General features: G+C 59.7%; 25 protein-coding genes and 1 pseudogene. 18 read left to right on the plus strand and 8 right to left on the minus strand.

The window, feature by feature from the left end; translation table 11 throughout:
• Nucleotides 1-82: 82 nt before the first annotated feature.
• Nucleotides 83-1,576: an aldehyde dehydrogenase gene (locus QK293_RS06100; RefSeq protein WP_282376211.1), complete on the minus strand. Its 1,494-nt coding sequence runs from the start codon at nt 1,574-1,576 to the stop codon at nt 83-85.
• Nucleotides 1,577-1,814: 238 nt separating this feature from the next.
• Between QK293_RS06100 and QK293_RS06105 the strand changes: the two genes are divergently transcribed.
• Complete coding sequence (locus tag QK293_RS06105) at nt 1,815-2,177, plus strand: cupin domain-containing protein (protein WP_282376212.1); 363 nt, start codon at nt 1,815-1,817, stop codon at nt 2,175-2,177.
• 72 nt (nt 2,178-2,249) lie between these two features.
• Here the strand turns inward: QK293_RS06105 and rpmG are convergent, their stop codons facing one another.
• On the minus strand, nt 2,250-2,405 hold the full coding sequence (gene rpmG / locus QK293_RS06110) for a 50S ribosomal protein L33 (protein WP_007894709.1): 156 nt from the start codon (nt 2,403-2,405) through the stop codon (nt 2,250-2,252).
• Between the two features lie 11 nt (nt 2,406-2,416).
• Complete coding sequence (rpmB, locus tag QK293_RS06115) at nt 2,417-2,650, minus strand: 50S ribosomal protein L28 (protein ID WP_007894701.1); 234 nt, start codon at nt 2,648-2,650, stop codon at nt 2,417-2,419.
• 447 nt (nt 2,651-3,097) lie between these two features.
• Between rpmB and QK293_RS06120 the strand changes: the two genes are divergently transcribed.
• Nucleotides 3,098-4,684, plus strand: a complete 1,587-nt coding sequence (locus tag QK293_RS06120) for an ABC transporter substrate-binding protein (protein WP_282376214.1) — start codon at nt 3,098-3,100, stop codon at nt 4,682-4,684.
• 40 nt (nt 4,685-4,724) lie between these two features.
• On the opposite strand, the gene radC is transcribed toward QK293_RS06120, so the two are convergent.
• Nucleotides 4,725-5,399, minus strand: a complete 675-nt coding sequence (radC, locus tag QK293_RS06125) for a DNA repair protein RadC (RefSeq protein ID WP_282376215.1) — start codon at nt 5,397-5,399, stop codon at nt 4,725-4,727.
• A gap of 136 nt (nt 5,400-5,535) precedes the next feature.
• Between radC and coaBC the strand changes: the two genes are divergently transcribed.
• The 5 genes and pseudogenes from coaBC to QK293_RS06150 all read left to right on the plus strand — a co-directional run bounded on the left by coaBC (nt 5,536) and on the right by QK293_RS06150 (nt 10,206).
• Nucleotides 5,536-6,744, plus strand: a complete 1,209-nt coding sequence (coaBC, locus tag QK293_RS06130; protein ID WP_282376216.1) for a bifunctional phosphopantothenoylcysteine decarboxylase/phosphopantothenate--cysteine ligase CoaBC — start codon at nt 5,536-5,538, stop codon at nt 6,742-6,744.
• 5 nt (nt 6,745-6,749) lie between these two features.
• The gene (gene dut / locus QK293_RS06135; RefSeq protein ID WP_134420907.1) at nt 6,750-7,205 is read left to right on the plus strand and encodes a dUTP diphosphatase; all 456 of its coding nucleotides are present in this window, start codon (nt 6,750-6,752) and stop codon (nt 7,203-7,205) included.
• A 259-nt stretch (nt 7,206-7,464) separates the two neighbouring features.
• Nucleotides 7,465-8,868: pseudogene (locus QK293_RS06140) on the plus strand (phosphomannomutase/phosphoglucomutase); the annotation flags it as partial.
• Nucleotides 8,869-8,907: 39 nt separating this feature from the next.
• Entirely contained in the window at nt 8,908-9,813 is a 906-nt protein-coding gene (gene argB, locus QK293_RS06145) for an acetylglutamate kinase (RefSeq protein WP_214379802.1), read from the plus strand.
• Nucleotides 9,814-10,002: 189 nt separating this feature from the next.
• Nucleotides 10,003-10,206 carry a hypothetical protein gene (locus tag QK293_RS06150; RefSeq protein ID WP_282376221.1) on the plus strand — a complete coding sequence of 68 codons (204 nt, stop codon included), beginning with the start codon at nt 10,003-10,005 and terminating at the stop codon, nt 10,204-10,206.
• A 66-nt stretch (nt 10,207-10,272) separates the two neighbouring features.
• Here the strand turns inward: QK293_RS06150 and pyrE are convergent, their stop codons facing one another.
• Nucleotides 10,273-10,917, minus strand: coding sequence for an orotate phosphoribosyltransferase (gene pyrE, locus QK293_RS06155; protein ID WP_007934609.1), 645 nt, complete (start codon nt 10,915-10,917; stop codon nt 10,273-10,275).
• An 82-nt stretch (nt 10,918-10,999) separates the two neighbouring features.
• Between pyrE and QK293_RS06160 the strand changes: the two genes are divergently transcribed.
• Nucleotides 11,000-11,779, plus strand: coding sequence for an exodeoxyribonuclease III (locus QK293_RS06160; RefSeq protein WP_007934608.1), 780 nt, complete (start codon nt 11,000-11,002; stop codon nt 11,777-11,779).
• Nucleotides 11,780-11,840: 61 nt separating this feature from the next.
• Here QK293_RS06160 and QK293_RS06165 read toward each other — a convergent pair whose 3' ends face one another.
• Complete coding sequence (locus QK293_RS06165; protein WP_282376225.1) at nt 11,841-12,209, minus strand: DUF4870 domain-containing protein; 369 nt, start codon at nt 12,207-12,209, stop codon at nt 11,841-11,843.
• Between the two features lie 28 nt (nt 12,210-12,237).
• Nucleotides 12,238-12,960, minus strand: coding sequence for a ribonuclease PH (gene rph, locus QK293_RS06170; protein WP_010465211.1), 723 nt, complete (start codon nt 12,958-12,960; stop codon nt 12,238-12,240).
• A 270-nt stretch (nt 12,961-13,230) separates the two neighbouring features.
• Here rph and QK293_RS06175 point away from each other — a divergent pair, with 270 nt between their 5' ends.
• The 6 genes from QK293_RS06175 (at nt 13,231) to QK293_RS06200 (ending at nt 18,537) form a co-directional block, all read left to right on the plus strand.
• The gene (locus tag QK293_RS06175; protein WP_282376228.1) at nt 13,231-14,094 is read left to right on the plus strand and encodes a YicC/YloC family endoribonuclease; all 864 of its coding nucleotides are present in this window, start codon (nt 13,231-13,233) and stop codon (nt 14,092-14,094) included.
• Between the two features lie 12 nt (nt 14,095-14,106).
• The gene (gene gmk / locus QK293_RS06180) at nt 14,107-14,727 is read left to right on the plus strand and encodes a guanylate kinase (RefSeq protein WP_282376229.1); all 621 of its coding nucleotides are present in this window, start codon (nt 14,107-14,109) and stop codon (nt 14,725-14,727) included.
• A 167-nt stretch (nt 14,728-14,894) separates the two neighbouring features.
• Nucleotides 14,895-15,158, plus strand: a complete 264-nt coding sequence (gene rpoZ, locus QK293_RS06185; RefSeq protein ID WP_007894670.1) for a DNA-directed RNA polymerase subunit omega — start codon at nt 14,895-14,897, stop codon at nt 15,156-15,158.
• Nucleotides 15,159-15,214: 56 nt separating this feature from the next.
• On the plus strand, nt 15,215-17,320 hold the full coding sequence (gene spoT / locus QK293_RS06190) for a bifunctional GTP diphosphokinase/guanosine-3',5'-bis pyrophosphate 3'-pyrophosphohydrolase (RefSeq protein WP_282376230.1): 2,106 nt from the start codon (nt 15,215-15,217) through the stop codon (nt 17,318-17,320).
• A 24-nt stretch (nt 17,321-17,344) separates the two neighbouring features.
• Nucleotides 17,345-17,725 carry a RidA family protein gene (locus tag QK293_RS06195; RefSeq protein WP_003229509.1) on the plus strand — a complete coding sequence of 127 codons (381 nt, stop codon included), beginning with the start codon at nt 17,345-17,347 and terminating at the stop codon, nt 17,723-17,725.
• Nucleotides 17,726-17,796: 71 nt separating this feature from the next.
• Nucleotides 17,797-18,537 (plus strand): hypothetical protein, encoded by a 741-nt coding sequence (locus tag QK293_RS06200; protein WP_282376231.1) that lies wholly within the window; start codon nt 17,797-17,799, stop codon nt 18,535-18,537.
• 51 nt (nt 18,538-18,588) lie between these two features.
• Here QK293_RS06200 and QK293_RS06205 read toward each other — a convergent pair whose 3' ends face one another.
• Nucleotides 18,589-19,446: an SDR family oxidoreductase gene (locus tag QK293_RS06205; protein WP_282376232.1), complete on the minus strand. Its 858-nt coding sequence runs from the start codon at nt 19,444-19,446 to the stop codon at nt 18,589-18,591.
• A 188-nt stretch (nt 19,447-19,634) separates the two neighbouring features.
• On the opposite strand from QK293_RS06205, the gene exbB reads away from it, so the two are divergent.
• From exbB to QK293_RS06225, 4 genes are all read left to right on the plus strand, one after another.
• Complete coding sequence (exbB, locus tag QK293_RS06210) at nt 19,635-20,567, plus strand: tonB-system energizer ExbB (protein WP_282376233.1); 933 nt, start codon at nt 19,635-19,637, stop codon at nt 20,565-20,567.
• 6 nt (nt 20,568-20,573) lie between these two features.
• Nucleotides 20,574-21,002 (plus strand): TonB system transport protein ExbD, encoded by a 429-nt coding sequence (exbD, locus tag QK293_RS06215; RefSeq protein ID WP_150631335.1) that lies wholly within the window; start codon nt 20,574-20,576, stop codon nt 21,000-21,002.
• Nucleotides 20,999-21,748 (plus strand): energy transducer TonB, encoded by a 750-nt coding sequence (locus QK293_RS06220; protein ID WP_282376236.1) that lies wholly within the window; start codon nt 20,999-21,001, stop codon nt 21,746-21,748. The genes exbD and QK293_RS06220 overlap by 4 nt, the downstream gene beginning before the upstream one ends.
• A 299-nt stretch (nt 21,749-22,047) precedes the next feature.
• Complete coding sequence (locus QK293_RS06225) at nt 22,048-22,977, plus strand: hydrogen peroxide-inducible genes activator (RefSeq protein ID WP_010465236.1); 930 nt, start codon at nt 22,048-22,050, stop codon at nt 22,975-22,977.
• The last annotated feature ends 5 nt before the right edge of the window (nt 22,978-22,982 follow it).

Here is a 22,982-nt window from a genome sequence, read left to right on the forward strand (position 1 = left end):
GCAACATTCAACATTGACGTCGACTGTCATACCGCTATCGCGAGCAAGCTCGCTCCCACAAGGGATCTGCGTTGTATTGAGCTTACAACTTGATCCAGGTCGCCTTCAGCTCGGTGTACTTGTCGAACGCGTGCAGCGACTTGTCGCGACCGTTGCCGGACTGCTTGAAGCCACCGAACGGGGCCGTCATGTCGCCGCCGTCGTATTGGTTGACCCACACGCTACCGGCGCGCAGCGCTTTGGCGGTCAGGTGGGCCTTGGAAATATCCTTGGTCCACACCGCTGCAGCCAAACCATAAGGCGTGTCGTTGGCGATCTGGATGGCTTCTTCGGCGGTATCGAAAGTGATCACCGACAGCACCGGGCCGAAGATTTCTTCCTGAGCGATTTTCATCGCATTGCTGACGCCGTCGAAAATCGTCGGCTCAACGTAGGTGCCGCCGGTTTCCTGAAGAATGCGCTTGCCGCCCGCCACCAGTTTGGCGCCGTCGGCGTGGCCGGATTCGATATAGGACAGCACGGTGTTCATCTGCTGCGTATCCACCAGCGCGCCGACATTGGTCGCCGGGTCCAGCGGGTTGCCCGGTTTCCAGGTTTTGAGGGCCTCAATCACCAGTGGCAGGAATTTATCCTTGATCGAACGCTCCACCAGCAGACGCGAGCCGGCGGTGCAGACTTCGCCCTGGTTGAAGGCGATGGCACCAGCAGCCGATTCAGCGGCAGCTTGCAGGTCCGGAGCATCGGCGAACACGATGTTCGGGCTCTTGCCGCCGGCTTCGAGCCAGACGCGTTTCATGTTCGATTCGCCGGAGTAGATCAGCAATTGCTTGGCGATCTTGGTCGAACCGGTGAACACCAGGGTGTCCACGTCGTTGTGCAGGGCCAGGGCCTTGCCGACGGTGTGACCGTAACCTGGCAGGACGTTCAGCACGCCTTTCGGGATACCGGCCTCGACGGCCAGCGCAGCAATGCGGATAGCCGTCAGCGGCGATTTTTCGGACGGTTTGAGGATCACCGAGTTACCGGTGGACAGCGCCGGACCGAGTTTCCAGCAGGCCATCATCAGCGGGAAATTCCACGGCACGATGGCGCTGACAACGCCGACCGGCTCGCGAGTGACCAGACCCAACTGATCGTGCGGGGTCGCGGCCACTTCGTCGTAGATCTTGTCGATGGCTTCACCGCTCCAGCTCAGGGCCTGCGCCGCGCCTGGAACGTCGATGTACAGGGAATCGCTGATCGGCTTGCCCATGTCCAGGGTTTCAAGCAGGGCCAGCTCTTCGGCGTGCTGTTTCAGCAGGCCAGCGAAACGAATCATGGTGGCTTTGCGTTTGGTCGGCGCCAGGCGCGACCAGACGCCGGAATTGAAGGTGGCGCGGGCATTTTCAACAGCGCGCTGGGCATCGGCGGCGTCACAGCTGGCAATCTTGCCCAGCAGACGGCCATCGACCGGGCTGATGCACTCGAAGGTCTCGGCGGAGACAGCATCGGTGTATTCGCCATTGATGTAGGCGCGGCCTTCGATCTTCAGATCGCGAGCCCGTTGTTCCCAATCGGCACGAGTCAGGGTGGTCATATGAGTGTCCTCCTCTTGTTGAATACGAGCGCGCCGCGTTCTTCGTGGACGCCCTCAGGAATTCTGCCCGGCCAGCCTGCTTTTTCGGCCCAAGGCAAACGCCACCCTAAACCAGTGGCCGGGGTTGTTTCAATATATTTGACACAAGGTCGGCAAACGGCCTTGCGGTGTTCATTTTAATAAACATAGACTTTGGGCTTTCCAGTCACTTGCGCCGCAATCACGGGGGATTATAAGAATGAGCATCCAGGACATCGTCGACTTCAGCCAGGCCGCCACTGAGCCTGAGCGCTATAGACCGGACCAGGCCAAGATCCTGAAAGGTGACCCCGAACAAGTGGTTTACAACCACTACAACAGCCCCTGCGGCCAGTTGAACGCGGGGGTTTGGGAAGGCGCTGTTGGCCAGTGGCATGTGAACTTCACCGAGCATGAATACTGCGAAATCATTCAGGGCGTTTCAGTGCTGCGCGACAACGAAGGCAATGGCAAGACCCTTCGTGCGGGTGATCGCTTCGTGATCCCGGCCGGGTTCCGCGGCACCTGGGAAGTGCTGGAGCCGTGCCGCAAAATCTATGTGGCGTTTGAACAGAAGGCCTGAAGCCTTTCTTCAAGCCACAAAAAAGGCCCGTATCTCGCGATACGGGCCTTTTTCGTAAGTCGGAAAAATCAATTACTTGATTTTGCCTTCTTTGTAGATCACGTGCTTGCGAACAACCGGATCAAATTTCTTGATCTCGATTTTGTCCGGAGTAGTGCGCTTGTTCTTGTCGGTAGTGTAGAAGTGACCAGTACCGGCGCTCGAGATCAAACGAATCAATTCACGCATGATTATCTCCCTTAGATCTTGCCAGCTTTGCGGATTTCGGCCAGCACGACAGTGATGCCACGCTTGTCGATGATACGCATGCCTTTGGCAGATACGCGCAGACGCACAAAACGTTTCTCTTCTTCAACCCAGAAGCGGTGATGCTGCAGGTTCGGCAGGAAACGACGACGGGTTTTGTTGTTTGCGTGGGAAATGTTATTCCCAGTCACCGGACCCTTACCGGTAACTTGACAGACTCTCGACATGCCTCAGCCCTCTAAAACCACATGCCCAACCCGGCATGGGTTGGCCGCTTAATCTCTCAGTCATTTGGCGCCAGGCGCCGCGTTTCTTTAGAGGTCTTACCGGCTACACCTACAAGTGAAGGAACCGGGCCCCTAGAAAAGAGCGCTGTTTTATACCAGAAAGACTAGAGAGCAACAACATTCCGTGTGCGTTGAGTTGATAAAAACCCCACTTTTCTGGCTTCGAGCGCCTTGGATAAAGGCTCTCGTCGATAGAGACCGCTCGTCGCAGAGAATCGGCCAACACGCCAATCCAGGATTTTTCTCAGCCCGCACTCACGGAAAACAATCGCCTATAGTCCCCTTAAAATGAAAAAGGGGATAGTCATTTGCAAAAGAGCCCACTAGGGTAAGCCTTTTCCAGACTGCACTTGCAGATGGGCCTTCGATCTGTAAAGGAATCCGACCATGCGCCTCGCTGCCCTACCGCTGTTGCTCGCCCCTCTTCTGCTGAGCCCAATGGCCCATGCCGCCGCGCTGAGCGTCTGCACTGAGGCAAGCCCCGAAGGGTTCGACGTGGTGCAATACAACTCGCTGACCACCACCAATGCCTCGGCCGACGTGCTGATGAACCGTCTGGTGGACTTCGATACCGATAGTGGCAAAGTGGTCGCCGGCCTCGCGGACAGCTGGGAAGTCACGCCAGACGGTCTGACCTACGTCTTCAAGTTGCATCCGCAGGTGAAGTTCCACCGCACCGAGTACTTCAGCCCGACACGCGAACTGACCGCCGAAGACGTGAAGTTCAGCTTCGACCGCATGCTCGACCCGGCAAACCCATGGCACAAAGTCGCCCAGAGCGGCTTTCCACACGCCCAGTCGATGCAGTTGCCCGCACTGATCAAGAAGATCGACGCCCTGGACCCGCTGACCGTGCGCTTCACCCTCGACCACCCGGACTCGACCTTCCTCGCGACGTTGAGCATGGGCTTCGCCTCGATTTACTCGGCCGAGTACGCCGACAAACTGATGAAGGCCGGCACGCCGGAGAAGCTCAACAGCCAGCCGATCGGCAGCGGTCCTTTCATCTTCACGCGCTTCCAGAAAGATGCCTCGATTCGCTACAAGGCCAACCCGGATTACTTCCGCGGCAAGCCGTCGGTGGACCCCTTGATCTTCGCCATCACCCCGGACGCCAACGTACGGTTGCAGAAATTGCGCCGCAACGAGTGCCAGATCGCCCTGTCGCCCAAGCCTCTGGACGTACAGGCGGCACTGAAAGAACCGACGCTGCAAGTCGAAAAGACCGACGCCTTCATGACGGCGTTCGTCGGCATCAACAGCCAGCATCCGCCGCTGGACAAGCCTGAAGTGCGCCAGGCGATCAACCTCGCGTTCGACAAGGCCAACTACGTCAAGGCCGTATTCGAAGACACCGCCGAACCCGCCAATGGCCCCTACCCGCCTAACACCTGGAGCTACGCCAGAGGCTTGCCGGGCTACCCGCATGACGTCGAAAAGGCTCGGGCATTGATGGCCAAGGCCGGGCTCAAGGACGGTTTCCAGACCACCATCTGGACCCGACCTTCCGGCAGCCTGCTCAACCCGAACCCAAGCCTCAGCGCTCAAATGCTCCAATCCGACCTCGCGGAGATCGGTATTCAGGCCGAGATTCGAGTGATCGAATGGGGCGAACTGATTCGCCGCGCCAAGGCCGGTGAACATGACCTGCTGTTCATGGGCTGGGCCGGCGACAACGGTGACCCGGACAACTTCCTCACACCGCAGTTTTCCTGCGCCGCAGTCAAGTCCGGCACCAACTTCGCCCGCTACTGCAACCAGGACCTGGACAAGTTGATTAGCGCCGGCAAGACCACCGGCGAGCAAGGTGTGCGTACCAAGCTCTACGAACAGGCTCAGGCGCAGATCCAGCAGCAAGCGCTGTGGTTGCCGCTGGCCCACCCGACCGCATTCGCACTGATGCGCAAGGAAGTCGAGGGTTACTCGGTGAGCCCGTTTGGTCGTCAGGATTACTCGAAAGTCAGCCTTAAGTAATAGCCACACCACAAACCCCTGTGGGCATCGTATTTACCCTTTACATCCACCCATACTCAGCCATCGACAGCGGATCGCCATCGCCTATGATGAAATGGTCGAGTACCCGCACATCGATCAGGTCCAGCGCCTCTTGCAGGCGCTTGGTCAGCGTGCGGTCGGCTTGACTGGGGTTGGTGTTGCCCGACGGATGGTTGTGGCAGAGGATCAACGCTGCAGCGTTGTGGGCAAGTGCACGCTTGACCACCTGTCTTGGATGGACACTCGTGCTGTCGATTGAGCCGCGAAACAACGCTTCAAAGGCCAGCACTTGATGCTTGGAATCCAAAAACAGACACCCGAACACCTCGTGAGGCTCATGGCGCAGCATCGACTTCAGGTAATCACGAACCGCCTGCGGATTTTCCAATGCCGATTTTTGGCGCGCACGTTCGGCTAAATGCCGTCTGCCCATTTCCTGGACCGCTTGCAACTGAGCGAATTTCGCGGGTCCGAGCCCCAATTGCCTGCTGAATGCTTCCTGATCGGCCTCGAGCAGTGCGCGCAGGCTGCCAAACTGATTCAACAGGTGTCGCGCCAGATCTACCGCGCTTTTACCCGACACGCCGGTTCGTAAAAAAATCGCCAGCAGTTCGGCGCCCGAAAGACTCCCAGAGCCCAACTCAAGTAACCTCTCCCGCGGGCGCTCAGCCGCCGGCCAATCACGAATACTCATAGCACCTCCCTGTCGTGTGGGCGCCGCTGTTCCGTAGCGGTCGCTGTGATATCGTAGCCCATCTTTTTTGCTGGCGATTTCATCCCTGGGGAGGGGGTATCGCCATGCAGTCACCATCGAATTGAAAGGCAGACCTATGCAGCGGCTGTATCGGAAACGCATCGTTCTGGGCGTCGGCGGCGGTATCGCTGCCTACAAGAGCGCCGACCTGGTTCGCCGCCTGATCGACCAGGGCGCCGAAGTGCGCGTGGTCATGACCCGTGGCGGCAGCGAGTTCATCACCCCGTTGACCATGCAGGCCTTGTCAGGGCACCCGGTCCACCTCGACCTGCTGGACCCGGCGGCCGAAGCTGCGATGGGCCACATCGAGCTGGCCAAGTGGGCCGACCTGGTGCTGATCGCCCCCGCTACAGCGGACCTGATCGCCCGTCTGGCACAAGGCATTGCCGACGACCTGCTGACCACGCTGGTTCTGGCCACCGACGCCGTGGTCGCCGTTGCCCCGGCGATGAACCAGGCCATGTGGCGCGATCCAGCGACCCAGGCCAACCTGCAACTGCTCGAAAGCCGCCACCTGAAAGTCTTCGGCCCGGCCTCCGGCAGCCAGGCCTGTGGCGACGTCGGCATGGGCCGCATGCTCGAAGCCACCGACCTCGCGCAGTGCGCAGCGGACTGCTTCCAGCGCCAGGCGCTGACCGGCAAACACGTGCTGATCACCGCCGGGCCGACCCAGGAAAACATCGACCCGGTGCGCTACATCACCAACCACAGCTCCGGAAAAATGGGCTTTGCCCTGGCCGAAGCCGCGGTGGAAGCCGGCGCCCGTGTGACGCTGATCACCGGCCCAGTGCACCTGCCAACGCCAGATCGCGTCACCCGCATCGACGTGGTCAGCGCTCGCGACATGCTCGCCGCCTGTGAAGCCGCGATCCCTTGCGACCTGTTTATCGCTTCGGCAGCGGTCGCGGACTACCGCCCGGAAGTCGTCGCCCCACAGAAACTCAAGAAAGACCCTGCGAACGGCGACGGCTTGTTGCTACAGATGGTGCGCAACCCAGACATTCTGGCCACCATCGCCACGCGCCCTGACCGTCCGTTCAGTGTCGGTTTTGCCGCTGAAACCGAACACCTGCTCGACTACGCTGCACGCAAGTTGAAAGACAAGAACCTCGATTTGATCGTCGCCAACGACGTCGCCAACCCGAGTATCGGCTTCAACAGCGAAGAAAACGCCTGCAGCGTGATCGACCGCCAGCTACACGCCACACTTTTCGCCCAGACCAGCAAGAGCAAGATTGCCCGCCAGCTGATCACTTTTATCGCCGAACGTCTGAACCAGGTTTAATTTACATGCACGCTTTGCAAGCCAAGATCCTCGACCCTCGCATCGGTACCGATTTCCCGCTGCCGCAGTACGCCACGCCAGGCTCCGCCGGCCTCGACCTGCGCGCCATGCTGGAAAAAGACACCGTCATCAAGCCGGGCGAAACCCTGCTGATCCCTACCGGCCTGTCGGTGTACATCGGCGATCCGGGTTTGGCGGCGCTGATCCTGCCGCGCTCCGGCCTGGGCCATAAGCACGGCATCGTGCTGGGCAACCTGGTCGGCCTGATCGACTCCGATTACCAGGGTCCGCTGATGGTGTCGTGCTGGAACCGTGGCCAGACCGACTTCAACATGGTGGTGGGCGAGCGTTTGGCCCAGCTGGTTTTGGTGCCGGTCGTTCAAGCGCACTTCGAGATGGTCGAAGAGTTCGTTGAAACCGAGCGCGGCGCTGGTGGTTTCGGGCATTCCGGCAGCCATTGATCACAGGGTCGCAGGCTGGGCAGCCTGCCCGGCCTGACGCCAGTTTTTTTTGCATTCCAGGACGAAAATTGCACTAGCCTCATCTGGAAGGTTTACCGCCCAAAATCAAGGCATTGGCCGGCCAATCGCTAGCTAATGTTGGGGGCATGGCCTTTGCACACCACGAACTCTCAGTGGAAAACGCCGTCATACCCTTCAGTTTGAACCTGCCGACGAGTTCTTCGCAGCAGGTCCAGCCACCCTTCGAGATGGAGCATTTCCAGTAATGAGCAGCCCAGCCCAAGTCGCACCCAAGTTCCCCGACAGCATCTTCCGCGCCTACGACATTCGCGGCACCGTCCCGGAATTTTTGAACGCTGAAACCGCTTATTGGCTAGGTCGCGCCATCGGCTCCCAGAGCCTGGCCCAGGACGAACCGAATGTATCCGTTGGCCGTGACGGTCGCTTGTCCGGCCCGGAACTGGTGGAGCAACTGATCAAAGGCCTCGCCGACAGCGGTTGCCACGTCAGCGACGTCGGCCTGGTGCCAACACCTGCGCTGTACTACGCCGCCAACGTGCTGGAAGGCAAATCCGGCGTGATGCTCACCGGCAGCCACAACCCGTCGAACTACAACGGCTTCAAGATCGTCATCGCTGGCGACACCCTGGCCAACGAACAGATCCAGGCCCTGCACGAACGCCTCAAGACCAACAACCTGAGCACCGGCAAGGGCAGCATCACCCAGGTCGAAATCCTCGACCGCTACAACACCGAAATCGTCCAGGACATCAAACTGGCTCGCCGTCTGAAAGTCGTGGTCGACTGCGGTAACGGCGCCGCCGGCGTGATCGCCCCGCAACTGATCGAAGCCCTGAACTGCGAAGTCATCCCGCTGTTCTGCGATGTCGACGGCAACTTCCCGAACCACCATCCGGATCCGGGCAAGCCTGAAAACCTCGTGGACCTGATCGCCAAGGTCAAGGAAACCAACGCTGACCTCGGCCTGGCTTTCGACGGCGATGGCGACCGCGTCGGCGTGGTGACGAACACCGGCAGCATCGTCTTCCCGGACCGCCTGCTGATGCTGTTCGCCCGTGACGTGTTGGCGCGCAACGCTGACGCGGAGATCATCTTCGACGTCAAATGCACCCGTCGCCTGACGCCGCTGATCAAGGAATACGGCGGCCGTCCGCTCATGTGGAAGACTGGCCACTCGTTGATCAAAAAGAAAATGAAACAAACTGGCGCCCTGTTGGCCGGCGAAATGAGCGGGCACATCTTCTTCAAGGAACGCTGGTTCGGTTTCGACGACGGCATTTACAGCGCAGCGCGTCTGCTGGAGATCCTCAGCAAAGAAAAATCCACTGCGGAAGAGCTGTTTGCGACCTTTCCGAACGATATTTCTACGCCGGAAATCAATATCCATGTGACCGAAGAGAGCAAATTCAGCATCATTGATGCACTGCATGACGCGAAATGGGGCGAAGGCGCCAACCTGACCACCATTGACGGCGTGCGAGTCGACTACGCCAAAGGCTGGGGCCTGGTGCGCGCGTCCAACACCACACCGGTGCTGGTGCTGCGCTTCGAGGCCGATGACGAGGCTGAATTGCAGCGCATCAAGGATGTTTTCCACGTCCAACTGAAGCGCGTTGCACCTGATCTCCAACTACCGTTTTGACCTTCTGAAGCGCCCTTATTTGAAGTGCCGGAGCCCTGAATGACCCTCGAACGCGAAGCCGCCGCCAACACCGCCAAGGTCCTGTCCGAAGCGCTGCCTTACATTCGCCGCTATGTCGGCAAGACGCTGGTGATCAAATACGGCGGCAACGCGATGGAAAGCGAGGAGCTGAAAACCGGTTTCGCCCGCGACATCGTGCTGATGAAAGCTGTCGGCATTAACCCGGTGGTGGTTCACGGCGGCGGCCCGCAAATCGGCGACCTGCTCAAGCGTCTGTCGATCGAGAGCCACTTCATCGATGGCATGCGCGTGACTGATGCGCAAACCATGGACGTGGTGGAAATGGTCCTCGGCGGCCAGGTGAACAAGGACATCGTCAACCTGATTAACCGTCATGGCGGCAGCGCCATCGGCCTGACCGGTAAAGACGCCGAGCTGATTCGTGCGAAGAAGCTCACCGTGACCCGCCAGACGCCGGAGATGACCCAACCGGAAATCATCGACATCGGCCAGGTCGGAGAAGTAGTCGGCATCAACACCGACCTGCTGAACTTGCTGGTCAAAGGCGATTTCATTCCGGTGATCGCACCAATCGGCGTCGGTGCCAACGGCGAGTCGTACAACATCAACGCCGACCTGGTGGCCGGTAAAGTCGCCGAAGCGCTGAAAGCTGAAAAGCTGATGCTGCTGACCAACATCGCCGGCCTGATGGACAAGCAAGGCACGGTCCTGACCGGCCTGACCACCCAACAGGTCGACGACTTGATCGCCGACGGCACGATCTACGGCGGCATGCTGCCTAAGATCCGTTGTGCGCTGGAAGCGGTTCAGGGGGGTGTGGGCAGTTCGTTGATCATTGATGGTCGGGTGCCGAATGCGATTTTGCTGGAGATTTTCACCGATACGGGTGTGGGCACCTTGATCAGCAATCGCAAGCGTCACTGATTCCAGAACGTCAAAAGATCGCAACCTTCGTCAGCACCCACGGATGTACGAATATTCCGTAGGAGCTGACGAAGTCTGCGATCTTTTTATGCGCGAAGGAAATGCCTTACCTGACTCAGCGAAACGTCCGACATCGCGTAGAAAACAATCCGCCTAGGATCTTCTCTGTATCCACAGGAGATCTTCCCTATGCAGAAAAAACACGTTCCCTACGGCAGTGACGTTTCCGCAGGCAGCTATGCCTGCGCAGATTGCGGCCACACATATTCCAACCAGTCGAAGACGTCGCTTCCACCCTGCCCGAACTACGAGCCGAGCACTCACTCGCTCAATGGCTGGAACATTCTGTCGGGACGCGGCGATGCTGTTCGCGACCCTTATCCGACCAAGTAGTGGCGACATTGGAGCCTGAATAGGGCCCCAAAACAAAAAAGGCCCTGTTTTCACAGGGCCTTTTTGTTAGACGCCGAACTGAGCCCGATAGGCTTCAACCGCTGGCAAATGCTGCTTGAGCTGGGGGTCGTCCGCCAGGAATTCCAGCACCTGGTTCAACGAAACAATGCTGATCACCGGAATGCCGAAGTCACGCTCCACTTCCTGGATTGCCGACAACTCGCCGTTGCCACGCTCCTGACGGTTCAGGGCGATGAGTACGCCCGCAGCCTTGGCGCCGTCCTGGGAAGCGATGATCTGCATCACCTCGCGGATTGCAGTGCCTGCGGTGATGACGTCGTCGATGATCAGCACGTCGCCGGTCAATGGTGCGCCGACCAGACTGCCGCCTTCGCCGTGGGCCTTGGCCTCCTTGCGGTTGAAGCACCATGGCAGATCACGGTCATGATGCTCGGCCAACGCGACAGCGGTGGTGGCCGCCAGCGGGATGCCTTTGTAGGCCGGGCCGAAGAGTACGTCGAACGAAATACCGCTCTCGACGATGGCTGCCGCGTAGAAACGACCCAGCTGCGCAAGGGCCGATCCCGAGTTGAACAGGCCGGCATTGAAGAAGTAAGGACTGGTGCGCCCGGACTTCAGGGTGAACTCGCCGAAGCGCAAAACGCCGCGATCGATGGCAAAACGAATGAAATCGCGCTGATACGCTTGCATGAAAAAAACCCCAAATACCACGGATTTAGCTAATTAGGTTGACGCCGTGTATCATACACGCACGCGATTTTTGGGGCCATTTATGCGGATCATCAGTGTGAACGTCAATGGTATTCAGGCTGCAGTGGAGCGAGGTTTGCTCAGTTGGCTGCAAGCACAGAATGCCGACGTCATCTGCCTGCAGGACACCCGCGCCTCCGCCTTTGAACTGGACGATCCAGCCTTCCAACTGGATGGCTACTTCCTTTATGCCTGCGAAGCCGAAGTTCCCGCCCAAGGTGGCGTGGCTTTGTATTCGCGGCTGCAACCGAAGGCAGTCATCAGCGGTCTCGGGTTCGAGACGGCCGACCGCTACGGGCGCTACCTGCAAGCCGATTTCGACAAGGTCAGCATCGCGACCTTGCTGCTCCCTTCGGGGCAGAACGGCGATGAAGACTTGAACCAGAAGTTCAAGCTAATGGACGATTTCGCCCGTTATCTGGATAAACAGCGACGCAAACGTCGCGAGTACATTTACTGTGGCTCGCTGTACGTGGCGCAACAGAAGCTGGATATCAAGAACTGGCGCGACAGCCAGCAATCCCCGGGATTCCTGGCACCTGAGCGTGCCTGGATGGACGAGATTGTCGGCAACATGGGCTATGTTGACGCCCTGCGTGAAGTCAGCCGTGAAGGTGACCAGTACAGCTGGTGGCCGGATAACGAACAGGCTGAAATGCTCAACCTCGGTTGGCGTTTCGACTATCAGTTGCTGACGCCGGGTCTGCGCCGCTTCGTACGTAGCGCGCGCTTGCCTCGCCAGCCACGGTTCTCGCAGCACGCGCCGCTGATCGTGGACTACGACTGGACGCTGACCATCTAAAGCGTCTTTTCGCACACACAAAAAAGCCGACATCAGTGTCGGCTTTTTTGTGCGCAACGATTTATCTGATCAACCGCCACGTGAACGGATACCGGTAAGGCAGCCCTTCATTGGCCTTCACGCCACCGATGATGGTCAGCACCAGCGCACCGATCGCCAACAGACCGAACAGGAAGAACCCGACGATCACCACCATCAGCAGGAAGCAGATGGCGGAAGCAATGGCGACGGTGATCTGAAAGTTCAGCGCCTCCTTGCCCTGCGCATCGATGAACGGGTCCATCTCGCGCTTCATCTGCCAGAGAATCAGCGGACCGATCAACGTACCGAACGGAATCCAGATCCCCAGCAAGGCGGACAGGTGACAAAACATCGCCCACTGCCGAACCTCTTTGCTCGGGGTGGGAAGTAGCTGTTGCTCGTCACTCATAACGTCCTCCTTGCCTGGAGCGGTCCGATCAGTCGGCCAGTGCAGCCTTTTGCAGCTCGAAGATTTCGGTCATGCCTTTCTTCGCCAGTTCCAGCATAGCGTTCAGCTCTTCAGGCTGGAACGGTGCGCCTTCGGCAGTGCCCTGAACTTCGATGAAGCCGCCAGTGCTGGTCATCACCACGTTCAGGTCCGTCTCGGCAGCCGAGTCTTCCAGGTAGTCGAGGTCGAGCACAGGCTCGCCCTGATACATGCCCACAGAAACGGCAGCGATCATTTGCTTCAACGGGTCGCCGCCTTTCAGGCCGCCGCGCTTCTTGATCACTTTCAACGCGTCGACCAGTGCAACCATCGCACCGGTGATGGACGCAGTGCGGGTGCCGCCGTCAGCCTGGATCACGTCGCAGTCGACGTACAAGGTGACGTCGCCCAGCTTGGACATGTCCAGCGAAGCACGCAGGGAACGGCCGATCAGACGCTGGATTTCCAGGGTACGGCCGCCTTGCTTGCCGCGGCTCGCTTCACGCTGGTTACGCTCGCCAGTGGCGCGCGGCAGCATGCCGTATTCAGCGGTCAACCAGCCTTGGCCCTGACCTTTGAGGAACCGCGGCACGCCGTTCTCGACGCTGACGGTGCAGATGACTTTGGTATCACCGAACTCGACCAGTACAGATCCCTCGGCGTGTTTGGTGTAGTTGCGGGTAATGCGGATCGAGCGGAGCTGATCGGCAGCGCGACCACTTGGACGTTTCATAGGGAGTACCTGTACGGGGGACGGAAAACTGCGGAGCATTATAGAGCCGCAGGGCCGTGAGTGGGCACTTCTAAAAAAATCCCCCGACGACTGAAGGCCCTGAATAGCGCTTTACCGACGGCCTGCAGCCCTTTGTCACACCGTGTGTTTGGGCGCATTCGCCCCACTGCGCTACAATCCTGCGCCTTTGCTGCCTCTCGGCTTAAATTCATATAGATCAGGCCTGCGAAACCTTTGGTAACGCATGAACCTGCATTGCGAGGTACCTCCATGGTGCACAGCATGACCGCCTTCGCCCGCGTCGAAAAAGCCGGCGCCCAAGGCACCCTGAGCTGGGAACTGCGCTCGGTCAACAGCCGCTACCTGGAGCCGCACTTGCGTCTGCCGGAGTCCTTTCGCGACCTCGAAGGCGCGGTCCGCGAAGCCCTGCGCCAGGGAATCTCCCGGGGCAAGCTCGAATGCACCTTGCGCTTCACCGAAGAAAACACCGACAAACCACTGCAAGTGGACCGCGAGCGCGCCGCGCAATTGGTCGCCGCCGCCGAGACCATCGCCGGCCTGATCAAGAATCCCGCCGCACTGAACCCGCTGGAAGTCCTGGCCTGGCCCGGCGTGCTGGTGGGCGATGCGACCGACCCGCAAGCCTTGAATGCCGAAGCACTGGCGCTGTTCAACGAAGGTCTGAAAGAACTCAAGGCCGGCCGCGAGCGCGAAGGCGCGGAGCTGGCACGGTTGATCAATGATCGCCTGACCTCCATTGAAGAAGACGTGGTGACCCTGCGTGAACGGGTCCCGCAGATGCTCGCCACCCAGCGCCAGAAAGTGCTCGACCGCTTTGCCGACATGAAGGCCGAGATGGACCCGCAGCGGCTGGAGCAGGAAATGGTCATGCTCGCGCAAAAGAGCGACGTCGCCGAAGAACTGGATCGCCTGAGCACTCACATCATCGAAGTTCGCCGGGTACTCAAATCCGGTGGCGCTGCCGGTCGGCGCCTCGACTTCCTGATGCAGGAGCTCAACCGCGAAGCCAACACACTGGGCTCCAAAGCCTTCGACCCGCGCAGCACCCAGGCGGCGGTCAACCTCAAGGTGTTGATCGAGCAGATGCGCGAACAAGTGCAGAATATTGAGTAAGGCAAACCCCACATGACCCACAGCACTGGCACCCTGTACATCATTTCCGCACCTTCGGGCGCGGGCAAGAGCAGCCTGGTCAAGGCCCTGACCGACGCTAATCAGGAGATCCGCGTCTCCGTTTCCCACACCACCCGGGCCATGCGCCCCGGTGAAGTGAACGGTGTGAACTACAACTTCGTGTCGCGCGAAGAGTTCGTGAAGATGATCGAACACGGGGATTTCCTCGAGCGCGCCGAAGTGTTCGGCAATCTCTACGGCACTTCGCAAAGCCACCTGCAGCAGACCCTGGACGAAGGCCACGACCTGATTCTGGAAATCGACTGGCAGGGTGCAGAGCAAGTGCGCAAGTTGATGCCCCAGGCCCGTTCGATCTTCATTCTGCCGCCGTCGCTGCAGGCCTTGCACCAGCGCCTGACCAATCGCGGCCAGGACAGCGACGAGATCATCGAAGGCCGAATGCGCGAAGCCGTCAGCGAAATGAGCCACTACGTCGATTACGACTACCTGATCATCAACGACGATTTCGCCCACGCACTGAAGGATTTGCAGGCGATTTTCCGTGCCAATCAGCTGCATCAGAAGCGTCAGCAGCAGCGTAACGGAAAACTTTTGGCTGAATTGCTCGGCTAAACGGCGCTTCCCAAAACCGCTGCAAGGGCTTTACATTGGCACTTGCAGCGCGTTGAAGGGCTTGGTCAAAAAATCAGCGCTTCCCTAAACGCTGGTGATTTTTTAAACTGTTGAGTCCGCTCGCCCAACCGGGCAGCGCGCATATTGCATTCGCTCCGAGGAATACCATGGCCCGCGTAACCGTTGAAGATTGCCTAAACCACGTGGAAAACCGCTTTGAGCTGGTCATGCTGTCTACCAAGCGTGCCCGTCAACTGGCCACCGGCGGCAAAGAGCCACTGGTCCAGTGGGAAAACGACAAGCCTACCGTTGTAGCCTTGCGTGAAATCGCTGAAGGCCTGATGAGCTACGAGTTCATCGCCAATGCTGAAATCGTCGAAGACGAACCGCTGTTCGCAGCGTTCGAGGACGAGTCCAACGAGGCCGTCTAAGCCATGCCTGGTCGACGTAGCACGGCGCGGGGTCACAGCGAACGGCAGGATTCATCATGCCGAGCATAGACGCCCTCGCCGATCGCTTATCGACCTACCTCGGCAAGGACCAGGTCAACCTGGTCCGCCGAGCGTACTTCTACGCCGAACAAGCCCACGATGGCCAACGCCGCCGTAGCGGCGAGGCGTACGTCACGCACCCACTCGCGGTTGCGAATATTCTTGCCGAAATGCACATGGACCATCAGAGCCTGATGGCTGCGATGCTGCATGACGTGATCGAAGACACCGGTATTGCCAAGGAAGCGCTGCAAGCGCAGTTCGGCGAAACCGTGGCCGAACTGGTCGACGGGGTCAGCAAACTGACCCAGATGAACTTCGAGACCAAAGCCGAAGCCCAGGCCGAAAACTTCCAGAAAATGGCCATGGCCATGGCCCGCGACATTCGCGTGATCCTGGTCAAGCTGGCTGACCGCCTGCACAACATGCGCACGCTGGAAGTCCTGTCCGGCGAAAAGCGTCGGCGAATTGCCAAGGAAACCCTGGAAATCTATGCGCCCATTGCCAACCGGCTGGGCATGCACGCCATCCGCATAGAATTCGAAGACCTCGGCTTCAAGGCGATGCACCCGATGCGTTCCGCACGGATTAACCAGGCGGTCAAACGCGCCCGGGGCAACCGCAAGGAAATCGTCAACAAGATCGAAGAATCACTCAGCCACTGCCTGGCTATTGATGAAATCCAGGGCGAAGTCAGCGGTCGTCAGAAACACCTCTACGGCATCTACAAGAAAATGCGCGGCAAGCGTCGGGCCTTCAACGAGATCATGGACGTCTATGCGTTCCGGATCATCGTCGACAAGGTCGATACCTGCTACCGCGTGCTGGGTGCTGTGCATAATTTGTACAAGCCGTTGCCGGGGCGCTTCAAGGATTACATCGCGATCCCCAAAGCGAACGGCTACCAGTCGCTGCACACCACATTGTTCGGCATGCACGGTGTTCCGATCGAGATCCAGATCCGCACCCGTGAAATGGAAGAGATGGCCAACAACGGCATCGCCGCGCATTGGCTGTACAAATCCAGCGGCGACGAGCAGCCAAAAGGCACTCACGCCCGCGCCCGTCAGTGGGTCAAAGGCGTGCTGGAGATGCAGCAACGGGCCGGCAACTCGCTGGAATTCATCGAGAGCGTGAAGATTGACCTGTTCCCGGACGAGGTCTACGTGTTCACGCCCAAAGGCCGGATCATGGAGCTGCCCAAAGGCTCCACGGCGGTCGACTTCGCTTACGCGGTGCACACCGACGTGGGCAACAGCTGCATTGCGTGTCGGATCAATCGTCGTCTCGCACCGCTGTCCGAACCGCTGCAAAGCGGCTCCACGGTCGAGATCGTCAGCGCCCCCGGCGCGCGGCCGAACCCGGCGTGGCTCAACTTCGTGGTCACCGGCAAGGCGCGGACCCACATCCGCCATGCGCTGAAACTGCAGCGCCGCTCCGAATCCATCAGCCTCGGCGAACGCCTGCTGAACAAAGTGCTGAATGGCTTCGACAGCTCGCTGGAGAAAGTCGCGGTCGAGCGCGTCAAAGCGATGCTCACCGAGTACCGCCTGGAACTGATCGAAGACTTGCTCGAAGACATCGGCCTGGGCAATCGCATGGCTTACGTGGTGGCTCGCCGACTGCTTGGCGAAGGCGAACAGCTGCCGAGCGCGGAAGGCCCGCTGGCGATTCGTGGCACCGAGGGCCTGGTACTCAGCTACGCCAAGTGCTGCACACCGATCCCGGGCGACCCGATTGTCGGCCACCTGTCCGCGGGCAAAGGCATGGTCGTGCACCTGGACAACTGCCGCAACATCAGCGAAATCCGCCACAACCCGGAAAAATGCATCCAGCTCTCGTGGGCCAAGGATGTCACCGGCGAATTCAATGTCGAGCTGCGCGTCGAACTGGAACACCAGCGTGGCTTGATCGCTCTGCTGGCCAGCAGCGTCAACGCCGCCGACGGCAATATCGAAAAAATCAGCATGGACGAACGCGATGGTCGCATCAGCGTGGTCCAACTGGTGGTCAGCGTGCACGACCGCGTGCACCTGGCCCGCGTGATCAAGAAACTGCGCGCCCTGACCGGGGTGATTCGCATCACCCGCATGCGTGCGTAAGCCACTCATTACAAGGAGTCATTCATGACCAAAACAGTTATCACCAGCGACAAGGCCCCGGCTGCCATCGGTACTTACTCCCAGGCGATCAAGGCTGGCAACACCGTTTACATGTCGGGTCAAATTCCTCTGGACCCAAAAACCATGGAACTGGTTGAAGGCTTCGAAGCCCAGACCGTCCAGGTGTTCGAGAACCTCAAAGCCGTCGCCGAAGCGGCCGGCGGTTCGTTCAAGGACATCGTCAAACTGAACATCTTCCTCACCGACCTGAGCCACTTTGCCAAGGTCAACGAGATCATGGGCAAGTACTTTGACCAGCCTTATCCTGCCCGCGCCGCTATCGGCGTTGCGGCCCTGCCAAAGGGTTCGCAGGTTGAAATGGATGCCATTCTGGTCATTGAGTAATGCGCCCGGCGCAGCCCTTCACGGCTGCGCCGCTGCCGTACGTATAGAAAGCGTTTTGAAAGGATTCCACCATGCGCAAAGCGCTAGTTCTCTCGCTGCTCGCCCTATTTTTGAGCGGTTGTGCCAGCGACCCTGCCGACCGTGATATCAGCGGCACCTGGATCAATCAGTCGGCGATCGATGCTGCATCCAAAGGCGGCCCCCTGCGCGAAGCGCTCCAGGCCTATGGCCCGAACCTGGAATGGGACGTCAACACCAAGGCCAGTCAGGCCCGCTACACCAATGGTTTTGAAAACGTCGAAGGCAAGCTGCTGGGCGAAGAGTCCGGGGCCTGGAAGGTCGACTTTTATGGCAGCTCCGCCAGCGAGCTGAAGCGTGACGGCAAGCAACTGAGCCAGGCCGCCAACGACAATGAGCCGGAGCAGGTCTTCGATCGCGCGCTGACCCCGGTGCCGGACGGCGCGCCGATTGGCGCCAGCTTCGAACGGGCACTGTATTCGGCCTATATGGGTGGCAGCTGGAAAGTCGTCAGCGGTCCCGGTGAAGGCAGCACGGTGCAATTCCAGGCCGACGGCCAGGTTGCCGGCCTGCCGGGCGCGGATCGTTATGCCCTGTGCCTGGCGGGCGATTGCGCGTCGATGAGCGGCGGCAACGATAATATCTGGCTGCAACTCAACGGCCAGGGCAACACCTGGATCTTTGCGCGCAAGGGCAAAGAGCTGGAGATTTTCCAGACCGTGAACACCGCTCAGGCGGACGAGATGCCATCGTTCACGCCGGGTGATCGCAAGTGGTTGCTGGAGAAACAGTGATCCAGCAAAAAGGAGCCCAAGGGCTCCTTTTTCTTTGACTGGCAGATTAAGTCAGCTGCGCCCTTCAAGAATCGCAGCATAGCCTTCGCGAAAGCTTGGGTACTTCGGTGTCCAGCCCAAGGCTTTCGCCCGAGCATTGCTGCATTGCTTACTGCCAGTGCGACGCACGCTCGCGTCTTCGGCCCATTCGGTCACGCCCAGGTACTCACGCAACCAGCCCACCACTTCAGCCAGCGGCGCAGGCGCATCGTCCACACCAATGTAGACGTCATCCAGCGCCACACCGCGACGATCCGCTTCAAGCAGACACGCCATCAACCCCGCCGCGTCGTCGGCGTGAATGCGATTGCCGTACAACGGTGGATCGACGGCCACGCGATAACCCCGACGGACCTGCGTCAGCAGCCATTCGCGGCCCGGGCCGTAAATGCCGGTCAAACGTACGATGCTGGCCGGGATGCCGCTATCGAGCGCCACTTGCTCCGCCTCCAGCATCAATCGACCTGAATAGCCTGCTGCAATGGTCGGAGAAGTCTCGTCGACCCACTCGCCATCCTGCTGGCCATACACACTGCTGCTGGAAACAAACAGCAGGCGATTGGGCACCTGACCGTAGACGTTCAGCCAGTCCAGCACATGCTGCAAGCCCTGCACATAAGCGGAACGATAACCGGCTTCATCGTGATCGGTGGCGGCCGCGCAATACACCAGGTAATCCACCGCACCGACTGGCCAAGTCGCCGGGCAGTCTTCATTGAACAAGTCGCCGGCAACACCAATGACTCCCTCGGGTAGGCGCGAGACGTCACGCCTCAGGCCATGAACCTCCCACCCAGAAGCCACCAATTGCGTGGCCAGACGGCTACCAACATCACCGCAGCCGGCGATCAAAACAGAAGGCGCGGACATCAGAAAACTCCCATCAGAAAGGCACAGACTAGCGCTGGCAATGGACAAGCGGCTAGCAATGAAGGAAAAAAGATACTCTATTACTTTTGTTAACAAGAATTACTTGCAATAATGCCTGCCACTTTTGTTCTCGGCCTCACGAGGCCTGGAAGAGCATCTACCGTTTTTCTTTCTCAGGTCCGGCCAGCATGACACGCAATCAATTCCCCGCTTCGCCAACCAAACGACCTCGCGCCTGGAGCGCGGTAGCCGCCCTGCTGATCAGCTTGATGCTGGCGCCGACCGCCGCGTTCGCTGACGCGCAAACGCCAGCGGATCACGCCGCACCGGCCGTTACCGCGACCGGCCCGGCCCAGGCCGTAGACACCACCGCCGAAGACGTTCCTGAAGTCCTCGAAGCTGACAACTCCCTGGGCATGGCCCACGACCTGTCGCCGTGGGGCATGTACCAGAACGCCGACATCATCGTGAAAATCGTGATGATCGGTCTGGCCATCGCGTCGATCATCACCTGGACCATCTGGATCGCCAAGGGTTTCGAGCTGATGGGCGCCAAGCGTCGTCTGCGCACTGAAATCGCCCACCTGAAAAAAGCCACCACCCTTAAAGAAGCCAGCGCTTCGGCAACCAAGGCCGGCACCCTCGCCAACCTGCTGGTGCACGATGCACTGGAAGAAATGAAGCTGTCGGCCAACAGCCGCGAGAAAGAAGGCATCAAGGAACGTGTCAGTTTCCGCCTCGAGCGTCTCGTTGCAGCCTGCGGTCGCAACATGAGCAGCGGCACTGGTGTGCTCGCCACCATCGGCTCCACTGCGCCGTTCGTCGGGCTGTTCGGTACCGTGTGGGGCATCATGAACAGCTTCATCGGCATCGCCAAAACCCAGACCACCAACCTCGCCGTCGTCGCTCCCGGCATCGCCGAAGCCCTGCTGGCGACCGCACTGGGCCTGGTTGCCGCGATTCCGGCCGTTGTGATCTACAACGTCTTTGCCCGTTCCATCGCCGGTTACAAGGCGCAAGTGTCCGACGCTTCGGCAGAAGTCCTGCTGCTGGTCAGCCGCGACCTTGACCACTTGCCGCCCGAGCGCAGCTCGCAACCGCACATGGTGAAAGTGGGGTAATCGGCCATGGGCCTGCATTTGAAAGAAGGCGCAGACGACGATCTGGCCGAGAACCACGAAATCAACGTCACGCCGTTTATCGACGTGATGCTGGTGCTGTTGATCATCTTCATGGTGGCGGCCCCGCTCGCCACCGTGGACATCAAGGTCGACCTGCCCGCCTCGAGTGCCAAACCGGCGCCACGGCCAGAGAAACCGGTGTTCCTCAGCGTCAAGGCTGACCAACGCCTGTTCCTCGGCGAAGACGAAGTGAAGGCCGAAGCACTCGGCGCTACGCTCGACGCCAAGACCCAAGGCAAAAAAGACACGACGATCTTCTTCCAGGCCGATAAAGGCGTGGACTACGGCGACCTGATGAGCGTGATGGACAACCTGCGCTCCGCCGGGTACCTGAAGGTGGGCCTGGTCGGACTCGAGACGGCAGTCAAGAAATGATCACGACGCGCCAAAAGCTGACGCGTTACAGCGCGAGCCTGGCCGTGGTGCTGGGCGTCCATGCACTGGCCATTGCGCTGGCACTGAACTGGACGTCACGCCCACCGATCGAGCTGCCGCCGCAGGCGATGATGGTCGAGTTGGCGCCGGTTCCGGCCCCGCCACCGCCGGCACCGCCGAAGGTCATAACACCGCCACAGCCACCTGCCCCGGTGGAAGAACTGCCGATACCGAAACTGGCTGAAGTGCCGAAGGCCGAGATTGCGGTGCCGAAACCGGTTAAACCCAAGCCCAAGCCTCAACCGCCCAAGCCTGTGGAGAAAAAGCCGGAACCGCCAAAAGAGAAGCCGTCCGAGGAAAAACCGAGCGACGCGCAACCGACTCAGGCGCCAACGGAAAAATCCGCACAACCGGCACCGGGTCCATCACCGGCGCAGCAAGCGGCCAAGGCCAGCTGGCAAGGCACCCTGCTCGCTCACTTGGCCAAGTACAAGAAGTACCCGGCCAGTGCGCAGTCGCGGGGCAAGGAAGGCATGAACCGTCTGCGCTTCGTGGTGGATGCTGAAGGTAACGTGTTGTCGTTCGAGCTGGTGGGCGGCTCTGGCACTGCCGATCTGGACAGGGCCACCCTGGAAATGATCCGCCGCGCCCAACCACTGCCCAAGCCACCGGCTGACATGTTGACCAATGGCGCCATCGAAATCGTTGCACCGTTTGTTTACTCGCTGGAAAAACGCCGGCGATAAAACAAGTAGCAGCTGGCGCAGCCTGCGTTCGGCTGCGAAGCAGCCGTGAAATCAGGCAGCGCGGTATTTCATGTAGAGCGAGCGTTGCTGGGATTACGACTGCTGCGCAGCCGAACGCAGGCTGCGCCAGCTGCTACAGGGATATGCGTATAGCTCGAAAAAGGTACTGAAAGGTGCCTTTTACCTATCTGCCAGCGGCAAACTTGCTTGCCCGGTGTCACTTAACACACTCAGTCTGATAACGTGCGTCTATCGATTGCAGCCGGTATGCTTGGCCCGCAACTTCATGGACGCTTGCTATGACTCTTACAGAATTACGCTACATCGTTACCCTCGCCCAAGAGCAGCACTTCGGCCACGCGGCCGAGCGTTGCCATGTCAGCCAGCCGACCCTGTCGGTGGGCGTGAAAAAGCTTGAAGACGAACTCGGTGTGCTGATTTTCGAGCGCAGCAAGAGTGCCGTGCGCCTGACCCCGGTCGGCGAGGGCATTGTCGCCCAGGCGCAGAAAGTCCTGGAGCAGGCCCAAGGCATCCGCGAACTGGCCCAGGCCGGCAAGAACCAGCTGACCGCCCCGCTGAAAGTCGGCGCGATCTACACCGTCGGCCCATACCTGTTTCCGCACCTGATTCCACAACTGCACCGGGTCGCCCCGCAGATGCCGTTGTACATCGAAGAAAACTTCACCCACGTGCTGCGCGACAAACTGCGCAACGGCGAGCTCGACGCGATCATCATCGCCCTGCCGTTCAACGAAGCCGACGTGCTGACCCTGCAGCTCTACGACGAGCCGTTCTACGTCCTGATGCCGGCCCAGCACCCGTGGACCCAAAAAGAATCCATCGACGCCAGCCTGCTCAACGACAAAAGCTTGCTGCTGCTCGGCGAAGGCCACTGCTTCCGTGATCAAGTGTTGGAAGCGTGCCCGACCCTGGCCAAAGGCAACGACGGCGCCAAGCACACCACGGTGGAATCCAGCTCCCTGGAAACCATCCGCCACATGGTTGCGTCCGGTCTGGGTATCTCGATTCTGCCGCTCTCGGCCGTCGACAGCCATCACTACGCCCCCGGCGTGATTGAAGTGCGCCCACTGACGCCGCCGGTGCCGTTCCGCACCGTGGCCATCGCCTGGCGCGCGAGCTTCCCGCGGCCGAAGGCGATTGAAATCCTCGCTGACTCCATTCGCCTGTGCTCGGTGGCCAAGCCGCAAGCACCGGTGGTTGCGGCCTAAGTCGC

Source organism: Pseudomonas sp. AL03 (assembly GCF_029960815.1).
GTDB lineage: Bacteria > Pseudomonadota > Gammaproteobacteria > Pseudomonadales > Pseudomonadaceae > Aquipseudomonas.

Bases quoted from the DNA above. Each gene is read 5' to 3' on its own strand.
- rpoZ (WP_007894670.1), top strand. From the start codon at position 14,895: ATGGCCCGCGTAACCGTTGAAGATTGCCTAAACCACGTGGAAAACCGC.
- rpmG (WP_007894709.1), bottom strand. From the start codon at position 2,405: ATGCGTGAATTGATTCGTTTGATCTCGAGCGCCGGTACTGGTCACTTC.
- pyrE (WP_007934609.1), bottom strand. From the start codon at position 10,917: ATGCAAGCGTATCAGCGCGATTTCATTCGTTTTGCCATCGATCGCGGC.
- QK293_RS06165 (WP_282376225.1), bottom strand. From the start codon at position 12,209: ATGAGTGACGAGCAACAGCTACTTCCCACCCCGAGCAAAGAGGTTCGG.
- QK293_RS06195 (WP_003229509.1), top strand. From the start codon at position 17,345: ATGACCAAAACAGTTATCACCAGCGACAAGGCCCCGGCTGCCATCGGT.
- gmk (WP_282376229.1), top strand. From the start codon at position 14,107: ATGACCCACAGCACTGGCACCCTGTACATCATTTCCGCACCTTCGGGC.
- QK293_RS06175 (WP_282376228.1), top strand. From the start codon at position 13,231: ATGGTGCACAGCATGACCGCCTTCGCCCGCGTCGAAAAAGCCGGCGCC.
- QK293_RS06100 (WP_282376211.1), bottom strand. From the start codon at position 1,576: ATGACCACCCTGACTCGTGCCGATTGGGAACAACGGGCTCGCGATCTG.
- QK293_RS06220 (WP_282376236.1), top strand. From the start codon at position 20,999: ATGATCACGACGCGCCAAAAGCTGACGCGTTACAGCGCGAGCCTGGCC.
- QK293_RS06120 (WP_282376214.1), top strand. From the start codon at position 3,098: ATGCGCCTCGCTGCCCTACCGCTGTTGCTCGCCCCTCTTCTGCTGAGC.
- QK293_RS06160 (WP_007934608.1), top strand. From the start codon at position 11,000: ATGCGGATCATCAGTGTGAACGTCAATGGTATTCAGGCTGCAGTGGAG.
- rpmB (WP_007894701.1), bottom strand. From the start codon at position 2,650: ATGTCGAGAGTCTGTCAAGTTACCGGTAAGGGTCCGGTGACTGGGAAT.
- exbD (WP_150631335.1), top strand. From the start codon at position 20,574: ATGGGCCTGCATTTGAAAGAAGGCGCAGACGACGATCTGGCCGAGAAC.
- QK293_RS06200 (WP_282376231.1), top strand. From the start codon at position 17,797: ATGCGCAAAGCGCTAGTTCTCTCGCTGCTCGCCCTATTTTTGAGCGGT.
- dut (WP_134420907.1), top strand. From the start codon at position 6,750: ATGCACGCTTTGCAAGCCAAGATCCTCGACCCTCGCATCGGTACCGAT.
- exbB (WP_282376233.1), top strand. From the start codon at position 19,635: ATGACACGCAATCAATTCCCCGCTTCGCCAACCAAACGACCTCGCGCC.
- coaBC (WP_282376216.1), top strand. From the start codon at position 5,536: ATGCAGCGGCTGTATCGGAAACGCATCGTTCTGGGCGTCGGCGGCGGT.
- radC (WP_282376215.1), bottom strand. From the start codon at position 5,399: ATGAGTATTCGTGATTGGCCGGCGGCTGAGCGCCCGCGGGAGAGGTTA.
- QK293_RS06225 (WP_010465236.1), top strand. From the start codon at position 22,048: ATGACTCTTACAGAATTACGCTACATCGTTACCCTCGCCCAAGAGCAG.
- QK293_RS06150 (WP_282376221.1), top strand. From the start codon at position 10,003: ATGCAGAAAAAACACGTTCCCTACGGCAGTGACGTTTCCGCAGGCAGC.
- QK293_RS06205 (WP_282376232.1), bottom strand. From the start codon at position 19,446: ATGTCCGCGCCTTCTGTTTTGATCGCCGGCTGCGGTGATGTTGGTAGC.
- QK293_RS06105 (WP_282376212.1), top strand. From the start codon at position 1,815: ATGAGCATCCAGGACATCGTCGACTTCAGCCAGGCCGCCACTGAGCCT.
- spoT (WP_282376230.1), top strand. From the start codon at position 15,215: ATGCCGAGCATAGACGCCCTCGCCGATCGCTTATCGACCTACCTCGGC.
- argB (WP_214379802.1), top strand. From the start codon at position 8,908: ATGACCCTCGAACGCGAAGCCGCCGCCAACACCGCCAAGGTCCTGTCC.
- rph (WP_010465211.1), bottom strand. From the start codon at position 12,960: ATGAAACGTCCAAGTGGTCGCGCTGCCGATCAGCTCCGCTCGATCCGC.